Origin of the sequence: Streptomyces sp. GD-15H, from assembly GCF_045291515.1 — a bacterium.
Classification (GTDB): Bacteria; Actinomycetota; Actinomycetes; order Streptomycetales; family Streptomycetaceae; genus Streptomyces.
This window is the reverse complement of sequence record NZ_CP149447.1, coordinates 6053510-6068827: the sequence shown is the minus strand read 5'-3', so window position 1 is coordinate 6068827 and position 15318 is coordinate 6053510. Positions and strand designations below refer to the sequence as shown.

At 70.4% G+C, this 15318-nt stretch carries 18 protein-coding genes, 1 other RNA gene and 4 pseudogenes; 9 read left to right on the top strand and 14 right to left on the bottom strand.

Annotated elements, in window-relative coordinates:
* Positions 1–71: 71 nt before the first annotated feature.
* The 4 genes and pseudogenes from WJ438_RS28680 to WJ438_RS28665 all read right to left on the bottom strand — a co-directional run bounded on the left by WJ438_RS28680 (position 72) and on the right by WJ438_RS28665 (position 2172).
* Positions 72–905: an AraC family transcriptional regulator gene (locus WJ438_RS28680; protein ID WP_406727780.1), complete on the bottom strand. Its 834-nt coding sequence runs from the start codon at positions 903–905 to the stop codon at positions 72–74.
* Positions 906–1446: 541 nt separating this feature from the next.
* A pseudogene (locus WJ438_RS28675) lies at positions 1447–1596 on the bottom strand (transcriptional regulator); the annotation flags it as partial.
* Between the two features lie 2 nt (positions 1597–1598).
* Complete coding sequence (locus WJ438_RS28670) at positions 1599–1895, bottom strand: hypothetical protein (RefSeq protein ID WP_406727779.1); 297 nt, start codon at positions 1893–1895, stop codon at positions 1599–1601.
* Between the two features lie 109 nt (positions 1896–2004).
* The gene (locus tag WJ438_RS28665; RefSeq protein ID WP_406727778.1) at positions 2005–2172 is read right to left on the bottom strand and encodes a hypothetical protein; all 168 of its coding nucleotides are present in this window, start codon (positions 2170–2172) and stop codon (positions 2005–2007) included.
* Between the two features lie 140 nt (positions 2173–2312).
* Between WJ438_RS28665 and WJ438_RS28660 the strand changes: the two genes are divergently transcribed.
* Positions 2313–3155 carry a hypothetical protein gene (locus tag WJ438_RS28660; RefSeq protein WP_406727777.1) on the top strand — a complete coding sequence of 281 codons (843 nt, stop codon included), beginning with the start codon at positions 2313–2315 and terminating at the stop codon, positions 3153–3155.
* Between the two features lie 238 nt (positions 3156–3393).
* Here WJ438_RS28660 and WJ438_RS28655 read toward each other — a convergent pair whose 3' ends face one another.
* The 5 genes from WJ438_RS28655 to WJ438_RS28635 form a co-directional block, all read right to left on the bottom strand.
* Positions 3394–3579, bottom strand: coding sequence for a hypothetical protein (locus WJ438_RS28655; protein ID WP_406727776.1), 186 nt, complete (start codon positions 3577–3579; stop codon positions 3394–3396).
* Complete coding sequence (locus WJ438_RS28650) at positions 3576–3905, bottom strand: hypothetical protein (RefSeq protein WP_406727775.1); 330 nt, start codon at positions 3903–3905, stop codon at positions 3576–3578. Before WJ438_RS28650 ends, WJ438_RS28655 begins: the two co-directional genes overlap by 4 nt.
* Positions 3906–4203: 298 nt before the next feature.
* Entirely contained in the window at positions 4204–4698 is a 495-nt protein-coding gene (locus WJ438_RS28645) for an HNH endonuclease family protein (RefSeq protein WP_406727774.1), read from the bottom strand.
* Positions 4593–5555 (bottom strand): DUF262 domain-containing protein, encoded by a 963-nt coding sequence (locus tag WJ438_RS28640; RefSeq protein ID WP_406729839.1) that lies wholly within the window; start codon positions 5553–5555, stop codon positions 4593–4595. The genes WJ438_RS28645 and WJ438_RS28640 overlap by 106 nt, the downstream gene beginning before the upstream one ends.
* An 8-nt stretch (positions 5556–5563) precedes the next feature.
* Complete coding sequence (locus tag WJ438_RS28635; protein ID WP_406727773.1) at positions 5564–5791, bottom strand: DUF262 domain-containing protein; 228 nt, start codon at positions 5789–5791, stop codon at positions 5564–5566.
* 133 nt (positions 5792–5924) lie between these two features.
* Between WJ438_RS28635 and WJ438_RS28630 the strand changes: the two genes are divergently transcribed.
* Both WJ438_RS28630 and WJ438_RS28625 read left to right on the top strand, forming a co-directional pair.
* Complete coding sequence (locus WJ438_RS28630; protein ID WP_406723578.1) at positions 5925–7199, top strand: ISL3 family transposase; 1275 nt, start codon at positions 5925–5927, stop codon at positions 7197–7199.
* Between the two features lie 274 nt (positions 7200–7473).
* Positions 7474–8058: a transposase gene (locus tag WJ438_RS28625; protein WP_406727772.1), complete on the top strand. Its 585-nt coding sequence runs from the start codon at positions 7474–7476 to the stop codon at positions 8056–8058.
* A 26-nt stretch (positions 8059–8084) separates the two neighbouring features.
* On the opposite strand, the gene WJ438_RS28620 is transcribed toward WJ438_RS28625, so the two are convergent.
* Positions 8085–8993: a S1 family peptidase gene (locus tag WJ438_RS28620; protein ID WP_406727771.1), complete on the bottom strand. Its 909-nt coding sequence runs from the start codon at positions 8991–8993 to the stop codon at positions 8085–8087.
* Between the two features lie 324 nt (positions 8994–9317).
* Complete coding sequence (locus WJ438_RS28615; protein WP_406727770.1) at positions 9318–9623, bottom strand: hypothetical protein; 306 nt, start codon at positions 9621–9623, stop codon at positions 9318–9320.
* Between the two features lie 792 nt (positions 9624–10415).
* Here WJ438_RS28615 and WJ438_RS28610 point away from each other — a divergent pair.
* The 4 genes and pseudogenes from WJ438_RS28610 to WJ438_RS28595 all read left to right on the top strand — a co-directional run.
* Entirely contained in the window at positions 10416–11045 is a 630-nt protein-coding gene (locus WJ438_RS28610; RefSeq protein WP_406727769.1) for a hypothetical protein, read from the top strand.
* Positions 11046–11251: 206 nt separating this feature from the next.
* A pseudogene (locus tag WJ438_RS28605) lies at positions 11252–11544 on the top strand (IS5/IS1182 family transposase); the annotation flags it as partial.
* Between the two features lie 42 nt (positions 11545–11586).
* Positions 11587–11805, top strand: coding sequence for a transposase (locus tag WJ438_RS28600; RefSeq protein WP_406727768.1), 219 nt, complete (start codon positions 11587–11589; stop codon positions 11803–11805).
* Between the two features lie 51 nt (positions 11806–11856).
* A pseudogene (locus WJ438_RS28595) lies at positions 11857–12213 on the top strand (transposase); the annotation flags it as partial.
* A 274-nt stretch (positions 12214–12487) separates the two neighbouring features.
* On the opposite strand, the gene WJ438_RS28590 reads toward WJ438_RS28595, so the two are convergent.
* The 3 genes from WJ438_RS28590 to WJ438_RS28580 all read right to left on the bottom strand — a co-directional run bounded on the left by WJ438_RS28590 (position 12488) and on the right by WJ438_RS28580 (position 13751).
* On the bottom strand, positions 12488–12778 hold the full coding sequence (locus WJ438_RS28590) for a contact-dependent growth inhibition system immunity protein (protein ID WP_406727767.1): 291 nt from the start codon (positions 12776–12778) through the stop codon (positions 12488–12490).
* A gap of 128 nt (positions 12779–12906) precedes the next feature.
* Positions 12907–13064, bottom strand: an RNA gene (rnpB, locus tag WJ438_RS28585) — RNase P RNA component class A.
* A gap of 108 nt (positions 13065–13172) precedes the next feature.
* Positions 13173–13751 (bottom strand): Uma2 family endonuclease, encoded by a 579-nt coding sequence (locus WJ438_RS28580; RefSeq protein WP_406727766.1) that lies wholly within the window; start codon positions 13749–13751, stop codon positions 13173–13175.
* Positions 13752–13915: 164 nt separating this feature from the next.
* Between WJ438_RS28580 and WJ438_RS28575 the strand changes: the two are divergent.
* A pseudogene (locus WJ438_RS28575) lies at positions 13916–14673 on the top strand (MerR family transcriptional regulator).
* Positions 14670–15284, top strand: a complete 615-nt coding sequence (locus tag WJ438_RS28570) for a hypothetical protein (protein WP_406727765.1) — start codon at positions 14670–14672, stop codon at positions 15282–15284. Before WJ438_RS28575 ends, WJ438_RS28570 begins: the two are co-directional and overlap by 4 nt.
* The last annotated feature ends 34 nt before the right edge of the window (positions 15285–15318 follow it).

Genomic DNA, 15318 nt, shown 5'->3' with positions numbered 1-15318 from the left:
TGCCCCAGACCACTCCCATCAGGGAGAACAGGAACCAGCCGCGTGCAGTCATGCGGCGAGTCTCGGCCGGGTCAGCGCCCCGTGTCTTGAACGCTGTTGCGGTACGCCGCCGGGGTCACCCCGAGGACGCGGCGGAACCAACGGGTCAGATGGGCCTGATCCGCGAAACCCACGAGCCCGGCCACTTCGGCGGGGCGCAGCCCGGCCTCCAGCAGGCCGCGGGCCCTGGTGACCCGGTACTGGGCGAGCCAGGCGTAGGGCGGTATCCCCATCGTCGTACGGAACGCGCGCAGCAGTTGGTACCGGGACAGGCCCAGGTCGGTGGCCAGGGCTGCGAGGGAGGGCGGGGCGAGCAGTTCGTCGGCGAGACGGTCGCGGACGGCGAGGGCGATGCGCCCGGCACCGGGGACCGCGCAGGTGTCCGCGCGGGCGGTGGAGTGGCGGTGCGCGAGGGCGGTGAGCAGCCAGGGCAGCCGGGACTCCGTCTCCAGGGGGTCGGGGCAGGCGCTGACCTCGGTGTGCGCGCGGCGCAGGGCGCCGGCCAGCTCGGGGTCGTCGAGGACCGGCTCGCGGAAGTGCGGGAGACCGGTGCCGTGGGTTCCGTCGGTGAGCAGGGCGGGAGCGGCGTACAGGGCTCGGTAGGCATAGCCCTCGGGGGCGGCGGGGCCACCGGTGTGCATCTCGCCGGGTTCGAGGACGACGATGGAGCCGGGTCCGGAGACGATGCGTCCACCGCGGTACGCGATGACCTCCAGGCCGCCGGTGGTCACGCCGACCGTGAACTCGTCGTGGGCGTGCGGGGCGTACTCGTGCCGGTCGAAGCGGGCGGTGAGCAGGTCGACGGAGGGCCCGCGGATCCCGAGCCGCGCCCTGGTCCAGCGGGCCTGTTCCCGTACGTTCGTCACCCCGCACCCCCGACCACAGGGGATCAGAGGAAGCCGGCGGTGTTCAGGTCGAAGGTGAACGGGTCGGGGAGGGGCAGTGGCTTGCCCAGGGGGTTGTCCGCTGGTGGGACATCGCCGGGCCGCCGACCGCGCTCGCCTTCGCCGGCTTCCTCTCCCGCGGCGGCACCGGCTGATCGGAGGTCGCCCGGGGCGGGCCGCCGGACTGGGCGGCGGCCTCGGCGCCGTACTGCATCTACCACGCGCCGGCCAACGGCGTAGGGAGCGGGCGCGCTGCTCCTCCTGCCGGTAGCGGCCCGGATTCGTGTCCCGGTACTGCTCGATGCGCTGGTGGGGCATCTGTCCCTCCCCGACCGACATGAGGAACACGCGCTGGAACTCGAGCCCCCCACCGCCGGGCCCGTCCTCACGGTGTCGCGTGACGCGTGGGCGGGGTTCGTCGGGTCGGCCCTGTCGAAGCGGAGTGTCTGACGCGCGTACGGTCGCGAGAGCCCTGCCGGTTCCCTCGGGACGGCAGGGCTCTCACGTGCGCGGGGTGCCTGATCAGCTCCCGGCACAGATCGGCGAAGTACGCGGGCTGTTCCACCGACACGGCCACGATCGGCCCCGTCCAGCGTTTTCCGAGCAGCTGGAAAGAGACGTGTGTGATGCCGCCGTCGACCCGCTTGCATGCCGCCGGAACGGCTCGGCACAGTGCTACCGCTGGGGGATGCCGAGTGCGCGGCCGCGGTAGAAGCCCTCCCGTTCCTCGGCGACGTACGGGGCCATGGCCGCACGCCGTTGCGCCTCCGCCTCGGAGGACCGCCACGAGTCGCAGGCCTCCTGGGAGTCCCAGAACGACACCCCGGTGATCTCCTGTCCGTCCCCGGACCAGTAGGCGAAGGCGCGGCGAAGCCCCTGCGGGGCGGGTTCCGGCCGCCACGCCTTCTCGAAGTCCTCCAGGGTGCCCGGCCGAATGCGCCGCGTCGTCACCCAGACGAAGTGCTCTTCCATCGCAGCCTCCTCCGTAACACCGATCGGCTCGCCGAGCTCTCTTCGCCCACCGTAGGCGCGCAGCGCGATCTCTGCCTGCCTGGGACGCCGGCGCCGCCGATCCCGGCTCTCAGGCGCCCACGGTGGCGAGATCCGTCCGGGCCGGCTGCGGCAGCCGTTCGAGGATCGCCTTCCTGCCGATCCCGCGGTGGTCGGGCATCGGCAGATCCATTTCCGGGAGGAGGGCTCCCTCCGGTGCGCCCTGGAGCCGGTCCACTCCCAAGATGCCCTCGCCCACCTCTTCCCGACGTCTCCTGGTCCGGTTCCGTGTCCGGAGCGACCGTGTGCCCCTGCGAGCCCCGTGTGCGGCAGACATCCCGAGCCGTGGGAGGCGGGGCATGATGGGAGTACAGACGTGTTCCATGGGAGGAGTACGGCATGGCCGAGGCGGGCTCCGGCGGTACCGAGGGCGCGGGGGGCGGCAAGTCGCGGTTCGACGACATCTACGACCGGCCGGATCCGCGCGCGTACTTCAGGCGGCTGGCCCCGCTGGAGTACGAGATCCCGCAGCACGCCCAGCCTGTCTTCCGGCAGGTCGCCGCCGAACGGACCGCGCTCGACGACGGCCTGCCGCACAGGCCGGCGGTGCTGGACGTGTGCTGCTCGTACGGGATCAATGCCGCGCTGCTCAACCACGACGTGACGCTGGCGGAGATGTACGAGCGGTACACCTCCCCTGCTTGCCAGACGATGTCGACGGTGGAGCTGGCAGCACGGGACAAGGAGTTCTACGCCGAGCGGCGCCGACCGGACGCAGTGCCGATCTTCGGCCTGGACGTCTCGGCGCCCGCCGTGCACTACGCGCTCGAGGCGGGGCTCCTGGACGCCGCCTTCACCGACGACCTCGAACAGGGTTCGCCCGGCCCCGGGCTGAACCGCGCGCTCGCCGAGGTCGGCCTCATCACGCTGACCGGCGGCGGCAGCTACGTCACCGCCCGAACGTTCACGGCGCTGCTGGACGGCGCCCGGAGACCGGTATGGATCAGCGCGTTCGTGCTGCGGACGGTGTCGTACCAGCCGATCGTCCGGGCCTTGGCCGCACACGGTCTGAGCACCACCGTCGATGTCTCCCGCACCTATCCGCAGCGCCTCTTCACCGACGAGCGGGAACGGCGGTACGCGATCGCGGCGGTACGGGCGCTGGGCGGCGACCCCGCAGGGCGCGAGGAAGCCGGTCGTTTCCACAGCCTGCACTACGAGTCCCGACCCGACACACCATGACGCCGAGCGGGAAGCACCACGCGAGCCGTTGGCGCCGCCCACGGGGTGAAGCGGCCGAAGGGCGGGACCGGAGCCGGCCGTTTCTTCGCCGGCAGGGCCGCTCGCCCCAGGGCGGTGCCGATGCGCCGCCAGTCCGCGAGGTCCGGGCCCGTCGCACAGGCCAGACACTCCGGACGGCCCGCCTTCGTCTCGCGCAGAGGCGGCTCGGACGTACGGGCCTGCGGGACGGTACAGTCCTTCAGCACCCCGGACAGGGCGTGCACCAGTGCCGGCTGGGGACGCCACCCCTGGGCGAGGACCGGGCCGAGCACCAACGCCCGTGCGGAACCGTGCGCAGTCCCTCATGGAGAGCCACCGCCTTCGCCTTGCGGTCGGCGAGCGCGATGAGCATGCCGATGTCGTAGACCGACACCCGTGCGCTCACCCGGCGTGTCCCGGACGGCAGCCGTGCCGGTCCCGGCCGTGGGCAAGGCCCAGGGCCTCCTCGACCTCGCGGCGTTCCTGCTCCGTCAGTTCCGCGGCCGGTCCCGGGGCGGGTTCGGCGGGCAGCTCACCCGCTGCCCGCTCCGCCCGGGCGATGAGCGCATCCACCTCGGCGAACTGTTCCTCCATGGCTTCGCTCTCGGCCATCTGGCGCGTTGCGGCATGCACCAGATAGGCCGAGACGTCCATGCCCACCCGTTCCGCGTGCTGCCTGACACGTTCGGCCTGGGCTCGCTCCAGGCTGATACTGATCCGCGTCTTCGCCACGAAGGCATCGTAATTACGCGTATGACGACAGGGCGAACGCGAGCGGATGTGGGCAACCCGGACCCGGGCTCTCCCCCATGGCGCCCCGATCCGTACCGCTTCCGCCGACCGCCGCCGACTCCGCACGGCGGCGGAGCGGGGCGGCGGCGGTCCGTCACCGCACTCGGGACGACCTACCGGTGCTCGGCGAGGAGGGCGAGGACGCGGGGCCGGCGCGTGACGGCGCCGGCCCTCGCACTCACAGACGCCACTCCTCCGCGAGTACACCCAGCAGCTCTTCCTGCCGGGCCTTGAGCAGTTATGGGGTCCACTCGGCGTGCTGGAGCACCTGGCTGGTCAGGGCGAAGGGGACCACTCCCCCGCGGCCCGTGAAGTACTTGGCCTTCTTGGCGGCGAAGTCGTAGTTCTGGGCCGCCGAGTTCTTGGCACGGTTCAGCAGGACCAGGTTCCCCAGACGGTGCGTCCACTGGGCGCGCTGCTCCTCGTCGAAGAGCTCGACCCACCTGGAGTCGACCTTCGGGTTCTGCGGCAGGACGTGCTCCACGGTGATGAGCGGGTGGTCGTACGTCACCCCCTGCCCGCGGGCCAGCAGCTCGTCGAGCCGGAGCAGCACGTACTTGCGGATCCTGCCGACGAGGTACAGATCGCCGTCCAGCCTGGCCCGGGTCTCCGCCTTCTCGTCCTCCCTCAGCTCGAGGGCCGGGGAGTCGAGGCCCTGTCCCTCGTCGAGCTGCCGCAGCAGCTCGGCGTAGCGGGTGACGCGAGGGGTCGTGTAGACGCGGCGGACGAACATACTGGCCGAAAGCCGCTCCAGGGCCCGCATGAACGCGTCGAGCCACGCCGGGTTGTTCTCGTGATGACGCAGTCCCAAAGGGCGGCGGGCCGCCAGTCGTAGTTGTCGATCTGCTGCAGCCGCCTGAACCAGGCGTTGACCGCCTCCGCCCCCGAGGCGGACTCGTAACGGCCCTCCCGGATCTGGGCGTAGGCCTCGGCGTACGGCCGCACGACGGCGTGGACGAAGACCTCCGCACTGCCGGGGAGGTAGTGGCTGAGCACCTGCTCCGGGAACTCCTTGAGCAGTTCCTGTTCCGCCCGCTTCTTGGCGAAGATCATCCGCAGGTGGAGGAAGAGCTCCGCGAAGTCGTCGCGCCCCAGCATCTCCTCGGCGTCCTCCCAGGTGATGGCGCACGCCTCGGAAGCCTCCGCATCGAGATCACCGATTATCTGCGACTTGAAGATGTCGGTGGGCGGCAGGTCCAGGCCCCGGGAGTTCATGACGCTGAAGATCCGGTGCGCGCTGTCGAGGTCTGGGGTACTGACGACGACCAGGAACGTCCGCTCGGCGAGCATCTGTGCCAGTTCCAGCCGGCGTTCCTCGGGCAGCGCGGTGAGGCTGCGGTGCAGGACCGTCGCGTTGCGGAGAACGGCCTTCTGCGCGTCGGTCCGCAGGGAGTCCTCCTGGAGCTCCAGCAGGATGTCCACCGCACCCTTCGTCTGCACGTACTTCTCGAAGAAGTCGGCATCGCGGCTCCGTAGGGTGAGGCGCGGCCTCGGGGCGAGTCCACGGATCTTGGCGCCCGGCTCCATCACCAGCCGGTCGAGGTCGCCGCGCAGGTCCGGGTCCTCGGTGAGGTCGCGCAGGACCGACAGGAGGATGGTCAGGGTCGTGAGGCGCTGCTGGCCGTCGATGACGTCCGCCTTCGGGGCCCGCCGTCCTTGACGAGCACGATGGAACCGAGGAAGTACGGTTCGTCCGTCCCGCGGTCCAGGGCCTCCTGCAGATCCATCAGCAGTTGGGACGCCTGCTCCTCCTGCCAGGCGTGGGGGCGCTGGTAGTCGGGGATCTGGAAGTCGTAGTCGCTGCTGAACACCTTGTGCAGGGGCATTTCGTGCGCCTCGAGTTTTTGGGCTCTCCTGCCGTATGAGTGGGTGTCCTGACCTGCTCTGATACGTGAAACACGCCGTCCCCTGTGACCCTTGAGGTGTTGAGGCTCAAGTTGGATCAAGCAGGAAAACGGCGTGTCTGTCTTCAGGATATGGAAGCGGACGCTGACGGTCGACCACACGGTGATCGAAGGTGTCCGGATCGATGAGAGCGAGCGGTGCGTGATCGTGTCGGTACGGCCCGACGCGCGGCGGCGGGGGCGGTGCGGGGTGTGCCGCCGGCGGGCCCCGGGCTATGACGCGGGACGGGGCCGGCGCCGGTGGCGGGACCTCGACCACGGGGCGATGCGCGTGTTCCTGGAGGCCGCCGCACCCCGGGTGGCCTGCCGGACCCACGGGATCGTGACCGGTGCGGTGCCCTGGGCCCGCCACGACGCCGGACACACCCGTGCCTTCGACCAGCAGACCGCGTGGCTGGCCGCCGAGTGCTCCAAGTCCGCGACCGCGCAGCTGATGCGGACCTCCTGGCGCACGGTCGGCGGCATCGTGGCGCGCGTGGTCGCCGACCGCGACCGGACCGTCGACCGACTCACGGGGCTGGTCCGGATCGGGATCGACGAGATCAGCTACCGCAAGGGGCAGAAGTACATGACCGTGGTCGTGGACCACGACACCGGCCGGGTCGTCTGGATGGCCGACGGGCACGGCAAGACCGTCCTCGCCCGTTTCTTCGACAACCTCGGCGAGACGCGGGCCGCCCGCCTCACCCACATCAGCGCCGACGGCGCGCTCTGGATCGCCGAGACACTGGCCGAACGGGCCCCGGCCGCCCTGCGTGTGATGGACCCCTTTCATGTGGTGGCCTGGGCCACCGACGCCCTGGACGTCGAGCGCCGGGCCTCCTGGAACCGGGCCCGCCACCAGGCCGCCGACACCGACGGCCGCGAGCGTGCCCGGGCGCTGAAGGACTCCCGGTTCGCCCTGTGGAAGAACGAAGCCGACCTCACCGACCGCCAGGCCGCGAAGCTCGCCTGGATCGCGGCCACCGACCCCCGCCTGCACCGCGCCTGGCGCCTCAAGGAAGCTCTGCGGGCCGTGTTCTTGCTGGCCAAGACCCGTCCCACCGCCGCGTTGCAGGCCCTGGACCGGTGGATCGGCTGGGCCCGTCGCTGCCGCATCGACGCCTTCGTCGACCTCCAACGCCGCATCCGCCGCCATGACGACGCCATCCGCGCCGCCTTGACCACCGGCATGAGCAACGGGCTGATCGAGTCCACGAACACCAAGACCCGCCTCATCATCCGCCGCGGCTTCGGCTTCCACAGCGCGGACGCGATCATCGCGCTCGTGATGCTCACCCTCGCCGGCGACAAGCCCGCCCTCCCCGGCCGCCAACCCGCCACGGAGTGACCCACTCATACAGCAGGAGAGCCAGTTTTTGCATGCCCCGATGATGGAGGAGAGGGAAGCCTTGCGGCCCTCGATCGGCTCGACTTCCACCTTTCCACGACGAAGTCTCCTACGTCTCAGGACTTCTCCGGAAAACAAGCGGGAGACCGGGCCGCCCGCGGCATCGGGTACATCGGACAGCGCCCGGACAACACTCGGACCCGACCGGCCGACAGTCCGCGACCGGCCAGATGACGTCTGAGCAGCAGACTCAAGGGATGCGGCAGACGAGCCGGTGCGCGAAGCGCTGCGCTCGCTGAACACCACCGAGTTGATCCGGCGCCTGGCCGCCAGTCGTCCCGGCGCCGATCTGACCGACCCGGCCACAGCCGTCAAACTCGCTCTCAAGCGTCTGGCCAAGCGCTACCGGCACTTGAGCGAAGAAATAGCAGACGCGGACGCCGATCTGCGCGTTCTGATCGCCCGCACCGCGCCCGGCCTGCTCGCGCTGCCGGGCATTGGGACCGAGACCGCCGGGCAGTTGCTGGTCACCGCCGGGGACAACCCCGACAGGCTCGTCTCGGAGGCATCCTTCGCCCACCTGTGCGCTGCCGCACCTGTGCCAGCCTCTTCCGGGCGCACCGACCGCCACCGACTCAACCGTGGCGGTGACCGCCAGGCCAACCGTGCGCTGCACACCATCGTGTTGGTCCGCATGCGTCACGACCCACTCACTCGCGACTACGTCGCACGACGCACTCTCGAAGGGCTCAAGACGAAGGACATCTTCAGATGCCTCAAGCGCTTCGTCGCACGCGAGGTCTACCACCACGTCACGAGCGCATTCAGCAGCACACCATCGACGTCCCCAGCGACTTGACGATCTATAGGAGCTTCAGAGTCAAGCTAGTAGACGTTGACGCCGTAGGCGCTCAGGGCCTCCGTCACCGGCTGGAAGAAGGTCGTGCCGCCGGAGGAGCAGTTGCCGCTGCCGCCGGAGGTCAGACCGTACGCGGTGCCGTTGCTGCCGTACAGCGGGCCGCCGGAGTCGCCGGGCTCGGCACAGATGTTGGTCTGGATGAGACCGGAGAGGAAGTGGCCGCCGCCGTAGTTCACGGTCGCGTTGAGCGCGGTGACCCGGCCGCTGTGCGCACCCGTGGTGGAGCCGTCGCGGATGACGGTGGTGCCCACGCTCGGGGTGGCCGCGCGGGTGATGTCCACGCCGTTGGCGGTGCCGGGCTTGGCTATCGAGGAGTTGGTGTACCGGACGATGGCGTAGTCGTCGCCCGGGAAGCCGACACCGACGGTCGTGCCGAGCACCGTGGTGCGGCCGGAGTTGGCGTACCAGGTGTCCCCGACGTCGGTGCAGTGGCCGGCGGTCAGGAAGTACTCGGCACCGCTGCTGGCCCGGACGTTGAAGCCGAGCGAGCAGCGCCAGCTACTCGCGTAGATGGCGTCGCCGCCCTCGATGAGCTTGCTGAACGTGCCGGGGGTGCGCTTGATCTGCAGCGCGCCGGCGTCGGCACCGGCCTGCTGCTTGATCTTGGCGATCTCGGCCTGGGACACCGTGCTGTCGACGGTGACGACGACCCGGTTGGTCTTGCTGTCGACGGCCCAGGCGGTGCCCGGGACGTCGGCCTTCAGCACCGAGCCGCTGACGCTCTTGAGCTCGGCGGAGCTGAAGGTGGTGGGTGCTTCGGACGCGTTCGCGCTGGGGATCGCGAGCGCGGCGGCGGCCAGGAGGCCGGTGGAGACGGCGATCAGCCGGGTGCGTCTCGAGATGCCGCTGCGGGGGGTGGTGCGCTTGATCCTCACTTTTCGTTCCTCCACAAAGGAAGTAGGGGGCTCTCGTGGGGTTCGGGCCCGTGAGGCGCAGGCAGGGGCCGGCCGTCCGGATTCCGAACATGCCGTGCTCCTGACAAGCGCTGGGGGTGAGTATTCGGTCGAACGACCGGTCGGCGCAAGGATGCCTTTCGGCCGTCAACCCTTGAAACCTGGATCCACCAGGCGGGTTCCGGTGAGCGTTTCCGGCTGAATCCAGCTTGGATTTCCGCTGGTGGGTGTGGGTGATCGCCGGGTGGCCGTCCCGGTGGCGGGTCTTTGAGGTCCTTGGTCGTGGGCCGGCAGGGCGGCGAGGGGTCAGGTCCGCAGGCGGCAGCCGACGGCTGTCCACAGCGCCTCGAAGGCGTCCTGCCAAGGTCGGCGTCCGGGCAGGTGGAAGGTCAGGGTGCGTCCGCGGACGGCCAGCCGTGCCGGGACCGCGATCAGGTGGCGGCGGATGGTGCCGGTGCGGGCCCTGGCGTGGAACGCGGTGGCCAGGGCGCCCAGGGCACGGGTGAGGTTGTGTGCGAGGGCGGCGAGGGTGAGCCAGGCTGGGGGTGCTCCCTCTGGGGGAGTTCGCGGTGAACTCCCCCGACAGCAGGTGCCCGAGGGCGGAGTCCTCAAGATCAGCGAAAACCTGCTCGACGATCGCGTGCGCGCGGTGGCACTTCTCGGCCTCGACCAGTTCGAAGGGGCTGTCGGTGAACACCGCGTGGAAGCGCCAGACCTTGAACAACTCCTTCTGCCCCTCCGGAACATGGGCGGCGTTCAGGCGCTTGACGCGGCGGATGGGCAGCCGGGCGGTCGTGCGGTACTTCTTGGCCTTGCCGGTGAACGCGGTGCACTCCACCTCGGCGACCTCCGCGTCCGAGATCCAGCGTTGCTCGTCGGTGTCCCAGATCGCCTTGGGGTACTTGACCGGCGTCCAGGCGTCCTCGGGGGTCGTGGCGATGACCTGGCAGACCTTCGTGCGCTGCGCACCCGCCAGAGAGAACCGGGCCTTCGCGCGGCGGCAGGCGGCCACGACCTTGGGGAGAAGAACGCCGAGTTGGCGCGGACGACGACCATGCCGGTGGCGCCCATCGCCCGCACCGTCCTGATGGCCTCGGCGATCAGATGGGCGGCGCCCTTGGCGGAGCCGGCCGAGCCTTGCGCAGCCGGGACGCCACGATCACCGGGGCCGCGAGCGGGGTGAGGCGGTGACGATCTGGAAGTGCAGGCCCCGCGCCTTGGTGTAGCCATGCTCGGCGCCCTGCTTGGCGGCCCCGTAGACCTGCTTCACCGTCAACGGCCCTGGTGCGGCAGGTCCTCGTGTCCGGCGGCGGGAACCATCCGGTCGGAACGACTCGTCACTGACCATGGCCGCCACTCAAAGCGGCGAGGGACACCAGGAGTGAAGCGACAGCGGGGGTTTTCATGAAGCGTGCATCTGCGACAAGAGCGGGTCTGACGGCCGTGGCGGTGTTGGCGATGCTGGCGGTCAGCGGCTGCCGGGAGGACGACACGGGTCTCCCCGACCCCGACGCCTCCCCGAGCGGGCAGGTCTCCGGGTCCGCGTCGCCGACGCCTTCGGCGGAGCGAAGCGGTCCGCGCACCCTGGTGGACGCCCCCCGCGCGGGCGGCCTGGACAAGCTGACGGGAGACCAAGCCCTGACGGACGCCCCGGTCGACCCGGGCGAGATGCGGGACGGCATGACACTGGTCATCGGCAACTACGGGGACCCGGGCGGGCAGGGCGCGCCGGTGCTGTTCGAGGGCGTCGACCACGTGCCCGAGGACACCAACAAGCGCCGTGAGCACCTGTTCCGGGGCATGATCGAGTACATCCAGTGGGACCCCGAGCTGGGGCAACCCCAAGCGCAGCCGGTGGAGCCCGGCCCGCTCGGCGGCTCGGTGGAGTGCCTGCTCGCCCCGCTGAGCGAGAAGGGCGACGTCATCTGCGGGTGGGCCGACGAGGGCACGGCGGCCGTCGCACTCTTCGAGGACAGCACGCTCGCCGATGCGGGAAAGCTCTTCGTCGAGATGCGCGGGGACCTGGAGCGCTGACCGACCGGCAGGCGAGAACAAGGCCGCAGCCCCGGCCGACGGGCAGGACACTCTGCCCCGGATCTCCCCGCGGGCTCCCGGGACCGCTACCAGCAGGCGTGGTGGTGCGGGATCGCCGCCGATCCATGACCCGGCAGCGGGTCGAAACCGAAGGCCGGAGCGCTGGCCGAAAGTCCGCGGGACCGCGTCGGGAAGTACCAGCGCTCCACGGCATCGTCGACGCCCTGACCGAAGCCGGCACCCGCTGCTGGGCCGGCAAGGGTTGTCAGGGGCCGGTGAAACGGTGCGCGCCCCTGGCCGCGGCCGCGGGGAGGAGCTGTCCCCAGGTCAGCGAACCGTCACCGCCTCCCACGCGAAGATCCGGGCACTCGGCGGGCAGGCCGTGGCCGTCCTCAGAACCTGGCGGCTCCTGCGCACGCTGCGGTGCAGCACCATCCGCATCACCGCCCTCGTCCAAGCTGTCCTCGCCCTCCACCTCAACACCTCAAACCGCGTTTGAGATCTGCCGTGCCTGTGGGCTGGAGCGGTCGGTGAGCTCTGCATGAGTGGTGTCGGGGGCGGGTATCCGTCGGACCTGACGGACGAACAGCGGGCGTTGGTGGAGCCGTCACTGCCGCCGGCGCGGGTAGGCCCGAAGGGCAGGCGTGGGGAGAAACACCCACGTCGGCGAATCGTGGACGCGATCTTCTACGTGGTGCGGAACGGGTACGCCTGGCGGCAGCTGCCGAAGGACTTTCCACCCTGGCCCACCGCGTACTGATACTTCACCCGGTGGCACGACGACGGCCCCGTCGAGCGCGTCCACGACGTCCTGCGCCGCCGGGTCCGTGAGGCCGACGGCCGAAACGCCGAGCCGAGCGCAGGGCTGATCGACTCGCAGCCCGTCCGCACCGCCGACACCGCCCCGGCGGCGACCAGGGACTTCGACGCGGGCAACAACATCGAGGGCCGCAAGAGGTTCCTGGTCACCGACACCCTCGGCCTGCCCATCGCGGTCCATGTCGTCGCGGCCGGCGTCCAGGATCGGGATGACGCGAAGCGGCCGCTGCTGTGGGCCCGACTCGACCACCCGTGGATCCGGAAGATCTGGGCGGACCAGGACTTCGCCGGCCGCCTGGTCGACTGGACCACCCAGGTTCTCGGCCGCGAGCTGGACATCGTCCGCAAGGATCCTGGCCAGCACGGCTTTCGGGTCCAGCCCAAGCGCTGGGCGATCGAGCGCACCTTCCTCGTGGCTCACCGCCCTCTGCCGCCTCGCCCGGGACTACGAGACCAGCCCGGCCCGCTCCGAAACCATGATCCGCTGGGCAATGATCGGCATCATGGTCCGTCGCCTCACCCGCGGCCGACCGGCGACGCGGCCGGGCCCGCGTCCGCTCCTGCGAGAAGTCCCACAGATAAGCCGGTCTGCCCATTCATGGGCAACGTCCCGCATCAGTGCTCTATGGCGCCAGGAACCGCTCAACCTTCTGTTGCAGGTCAGGCGGTAGGTCGGTCAACTCCGAGACGATCACGCGAAGCTCTCGGCCGAGTTCGGAGGACTCGGTCCAGACCGCTGGGTTCCTGGTGAGGACCGCGGACAGCAGATCACCTTCGTACATGTCCCCCTCTGCCATCGGGTTGTCTCGCAGCACATCCAGTGCCAGTGGCAGGAGGTAGGGCAGTCCTATGTCCTGCCCGATCAACAAACGCATGTCCTCGACGGTCAGCTCGCCGATCGGCCGACGCCGCAAGACGTGTGCAGTAGCGGCAAGACGGGTGGCGTCGGCTGACGGGGCCGGCCAGCGTCGCGTTCAAGCTCTTCAAGGGAGCGGTCACGATTCAGGGGCCGCGTCACCGCCCGATTGTCCTATGCCGAGATCTCAAACGCGGTCTCAGGCGCTGGTGGTCTCTTACACCACCGTTTCACCCTTACCGGGGACCGAAGCCCCCGGCGGTCTGTTTTCTGTGGCACTGTCCCGCGGGTCACCCCGGGTGGCCGTCAGCCACCACCCTGCCCTGTGGAGCCCGGACGTTCCTCGGGAAGATCCCCGTCAAGGGGTCTCCACGCGGCCGTCCGCCCGGCTCGTCTGCCGTGTCGACCATGGCACGGAGCGTGAGCGGGGCCTCGGTGCCGCGGCCGCAGGATCAGAGGAAGTCGGCCGTGTCCAGGTCGAAGGCGAACGGGTCGGGGAGGGACAGCGGCTTGCCCAGGGGGCGGGTGCACTGTTCGCGGTAGTCGTCCCGTTCCGGGGTGCTGAACAGGGTGATCGAGGCGGCCTCGCGGTCGACGAGGAGGTAGAGGGGGATGCCGCCGCGGGCGTAGCAGCGGCGCTTGGCCTCTCGGTCGGCCTTCGGCTTGGAGGAGGTCACCTCAAGGACCAGGGCCACTCCGTCACAGGGCATCCAGGAATCGGCTCCCCGGTAGAGCCGCAGCTCCCTTGGGGCAAAAGTGCCATCCGGGATCACGCGGTCCTTCGGGCAGCCACCACCGCTCCGTAGCTTCAGCCCCTTGTTCCCGGAGAACTGCATCCTGGTCCGGGAACGCTCCAGCACCTGCTCCACGATCAGTCCGATGTAGTCCTCGTGATCCCCGTCCGGCGGCGGCGTCACAACGATCTCCCCCTCGATCAGCTCGGCCCGGAAGCCTTCCGGCGTGTCCAGGGCGAGGAAGCCCTCCAGCAGGACCTCTTCCCGCGTGAGCGGTTCATGGGCCATGGCAGTCATGTCACGTCCCTCCTTCGGTCGCTCGCCAGACTGGGACATCGGCTGATCACCTGTCCATGAGATCGGGAACCGTTCCCTCGATCGTGGCACAGGAACGCGGCCCACGTCAGACGCCACAGGCGCTCGCTTGACCCTGTCGCGACGTCAACGTCTCTACTGGGGGCATGCGGATCGGAGAACTCGCCACGGCCGTCGGTGTCACCACGCGGACCGTGCGGCACTACCACCATCTGGGGCTGCTCCCGGAGCCGGAGCGGCGGACCAACGGGTATCGGGACTACACGCTGCGGCACGCCGTCGTGCTCGCGCGGATCAGGCGGCTGACCGAGCTGGGGCTCGGGCTGGCCGAGGTGCGGGACGTGCTCGCGGACGACGCCGGGAAGGACCTCGCCGAGGTGCTGACGGAGCTGGACGAGGACCTGGCACGGCAGGAGGCGGCGATCCGGGACCGCCGGGCGCGGCTGCGGGCCCTGCTGGAGACGGAGGGCGGGCTGACCGCCGAGGGGCCGGTCTCCCCGAACTGGCCACGCTCTTCCGGGAGATGCCGGACGTGTCCGGCTCACCCATGGCCGCCAAGGACCGGGAGGTGCTCGCTCTGATCGAGACGACGGCGCCCCCAGAGGAACGGGCGCGGTTCATGGATGCGTTCAGCGGTGCGATGGGCGCCCCGGGCGGGAGGGAGCGGGCGCTCGCCGCGTACGCGCTGCTCGACACGCTCGCCGACGCCGCACCGGACGATCCCCGGGTGGAGGTGGCCGCCCACGCCCTCGCCGCGTGTCTGCCGGCCGACCTGCTGCCGGGGGACGCCGCCGTCGACCAGGACGACGGCTTCCTGCGTGCCTTCTACGCCGACTTCGCCCCCGCCCAGGCGGAGGCGATCCGCCGGACCATGCGGATCGTCATGGAGGGCGGGCGGTCATGAAGGCCGTCCGGGGCGGCTGGGTTCTCACCCGGCACGAGCTGCGGCTCATGGTGAGCCTGGTGCGGTGGCTGGCGCGGCGGACGCATGGCGTCGCGGGTGGGACGGCCTTCGGGTACGCGCGGGGGCAGGGCGTGGTGATGTTCGGGTTCGCGTTCGTGTGCGTGGTCGAGACGGTGGTGATGTCCGTGCTGCTGCTCGACTGGCCGACGGTCCACGCGGTGGTGCTGTTCCTGGACGTGTACACCGTCGTCTTCGTCGTCGCGCTGCACGCCGCCGACGTCGTACGCCCCCACGTACTGGAACCGGACTCCGGCACGCTGCGGATTCGCCGCGCCGTCCACGTCGACCTGCGGATACCGCTGGAGCGGATCGCCTCCGTCCGGCGTGAGCTGCGGCTGAGCCACGAGCGGGCCGACGGTGAGCTGAACGTCGAGGTCGGCTCGCAGACCACGGTCACGCTGGAATTCACGGAGCCGGTCACCCACGTCACCTTCTTCGGGCGGCCCCGGGACGTGCGCGTCGTACGGTTCCACGCCGACGAGTCCGACGCCCTGGTCCGGGCGCTGGCGACGAGGCGACGGGAAGCGGAACGGCGGGCCGCCCAAGCGTAGGGGCGGGCACCGTACGCTGTCGGCTGAGCTCTAC

What these genes read in the sequence shown, in the direction of transcription:
- WJ438_RS28645 (WP_406727774.1), bottom strand. Translation starts at nt 4,698, where the DNA reads ATGTTCGTCCGCCGCGTCTACACGACCCCTCGCGTCACCCGCTACGCC.
- WJ438_RS28600 (WP_406727768.1), top strand. Translation starts at nt 11,587, where the DNA reads ATGAGTGGTGTCGGGGGCGGGTATCCGTCGGACCTGACGGACGAACAG.
- WJ438_RS28660 (WP_406727777.1), top strand. Translation starts at nt 2,313, where the DNA reads ATGGCCGAGGCGGGCTCCGGCGGTACCGAGGGCGCGGGGGGCGGCAAG.
- WJ438_RS28635 (WP_406727773.1), bottom strand. Translation starts at nt 5,791, where the DNA reads ATGCCCCTGCACAAGGTGTTCAGCAGCGACTACGACTTCCAGATCCCC.
- WJ438_RS28670 (WP_406727779.1), bottom strand. Translation starts at nt 1,895, where the DNA reads ATGGAAGAGCACTTCGTCTGGGTGACGACGCGGCGCATTCGGCCGGGC.
- WJ438_RS28610 (WP_406727769.1), top strand. Translation starts at nt 10,416, where the DNA reads ATGAAGCGTGCATCTGCGACAAGAGCGGGTCTGACGGCCGTGGCGGTG.
- WJ438_RS28580 (WP_406727766.1), bottom strand. Translation starts at nt 13,751, where the DNA reads ATGACTGCCATGGCCCATGAACCGCTCACGCGGGAAGAGGTCCTGCTG.
- WJ438_RS28570 (WP_406727765.1), top strand. Translation starts at nt 14,670, where the DNA reads ATGAAGGCCGTCCGGGGCGGCTGGGTTCTCACCCGGCACGAGCTGCGG.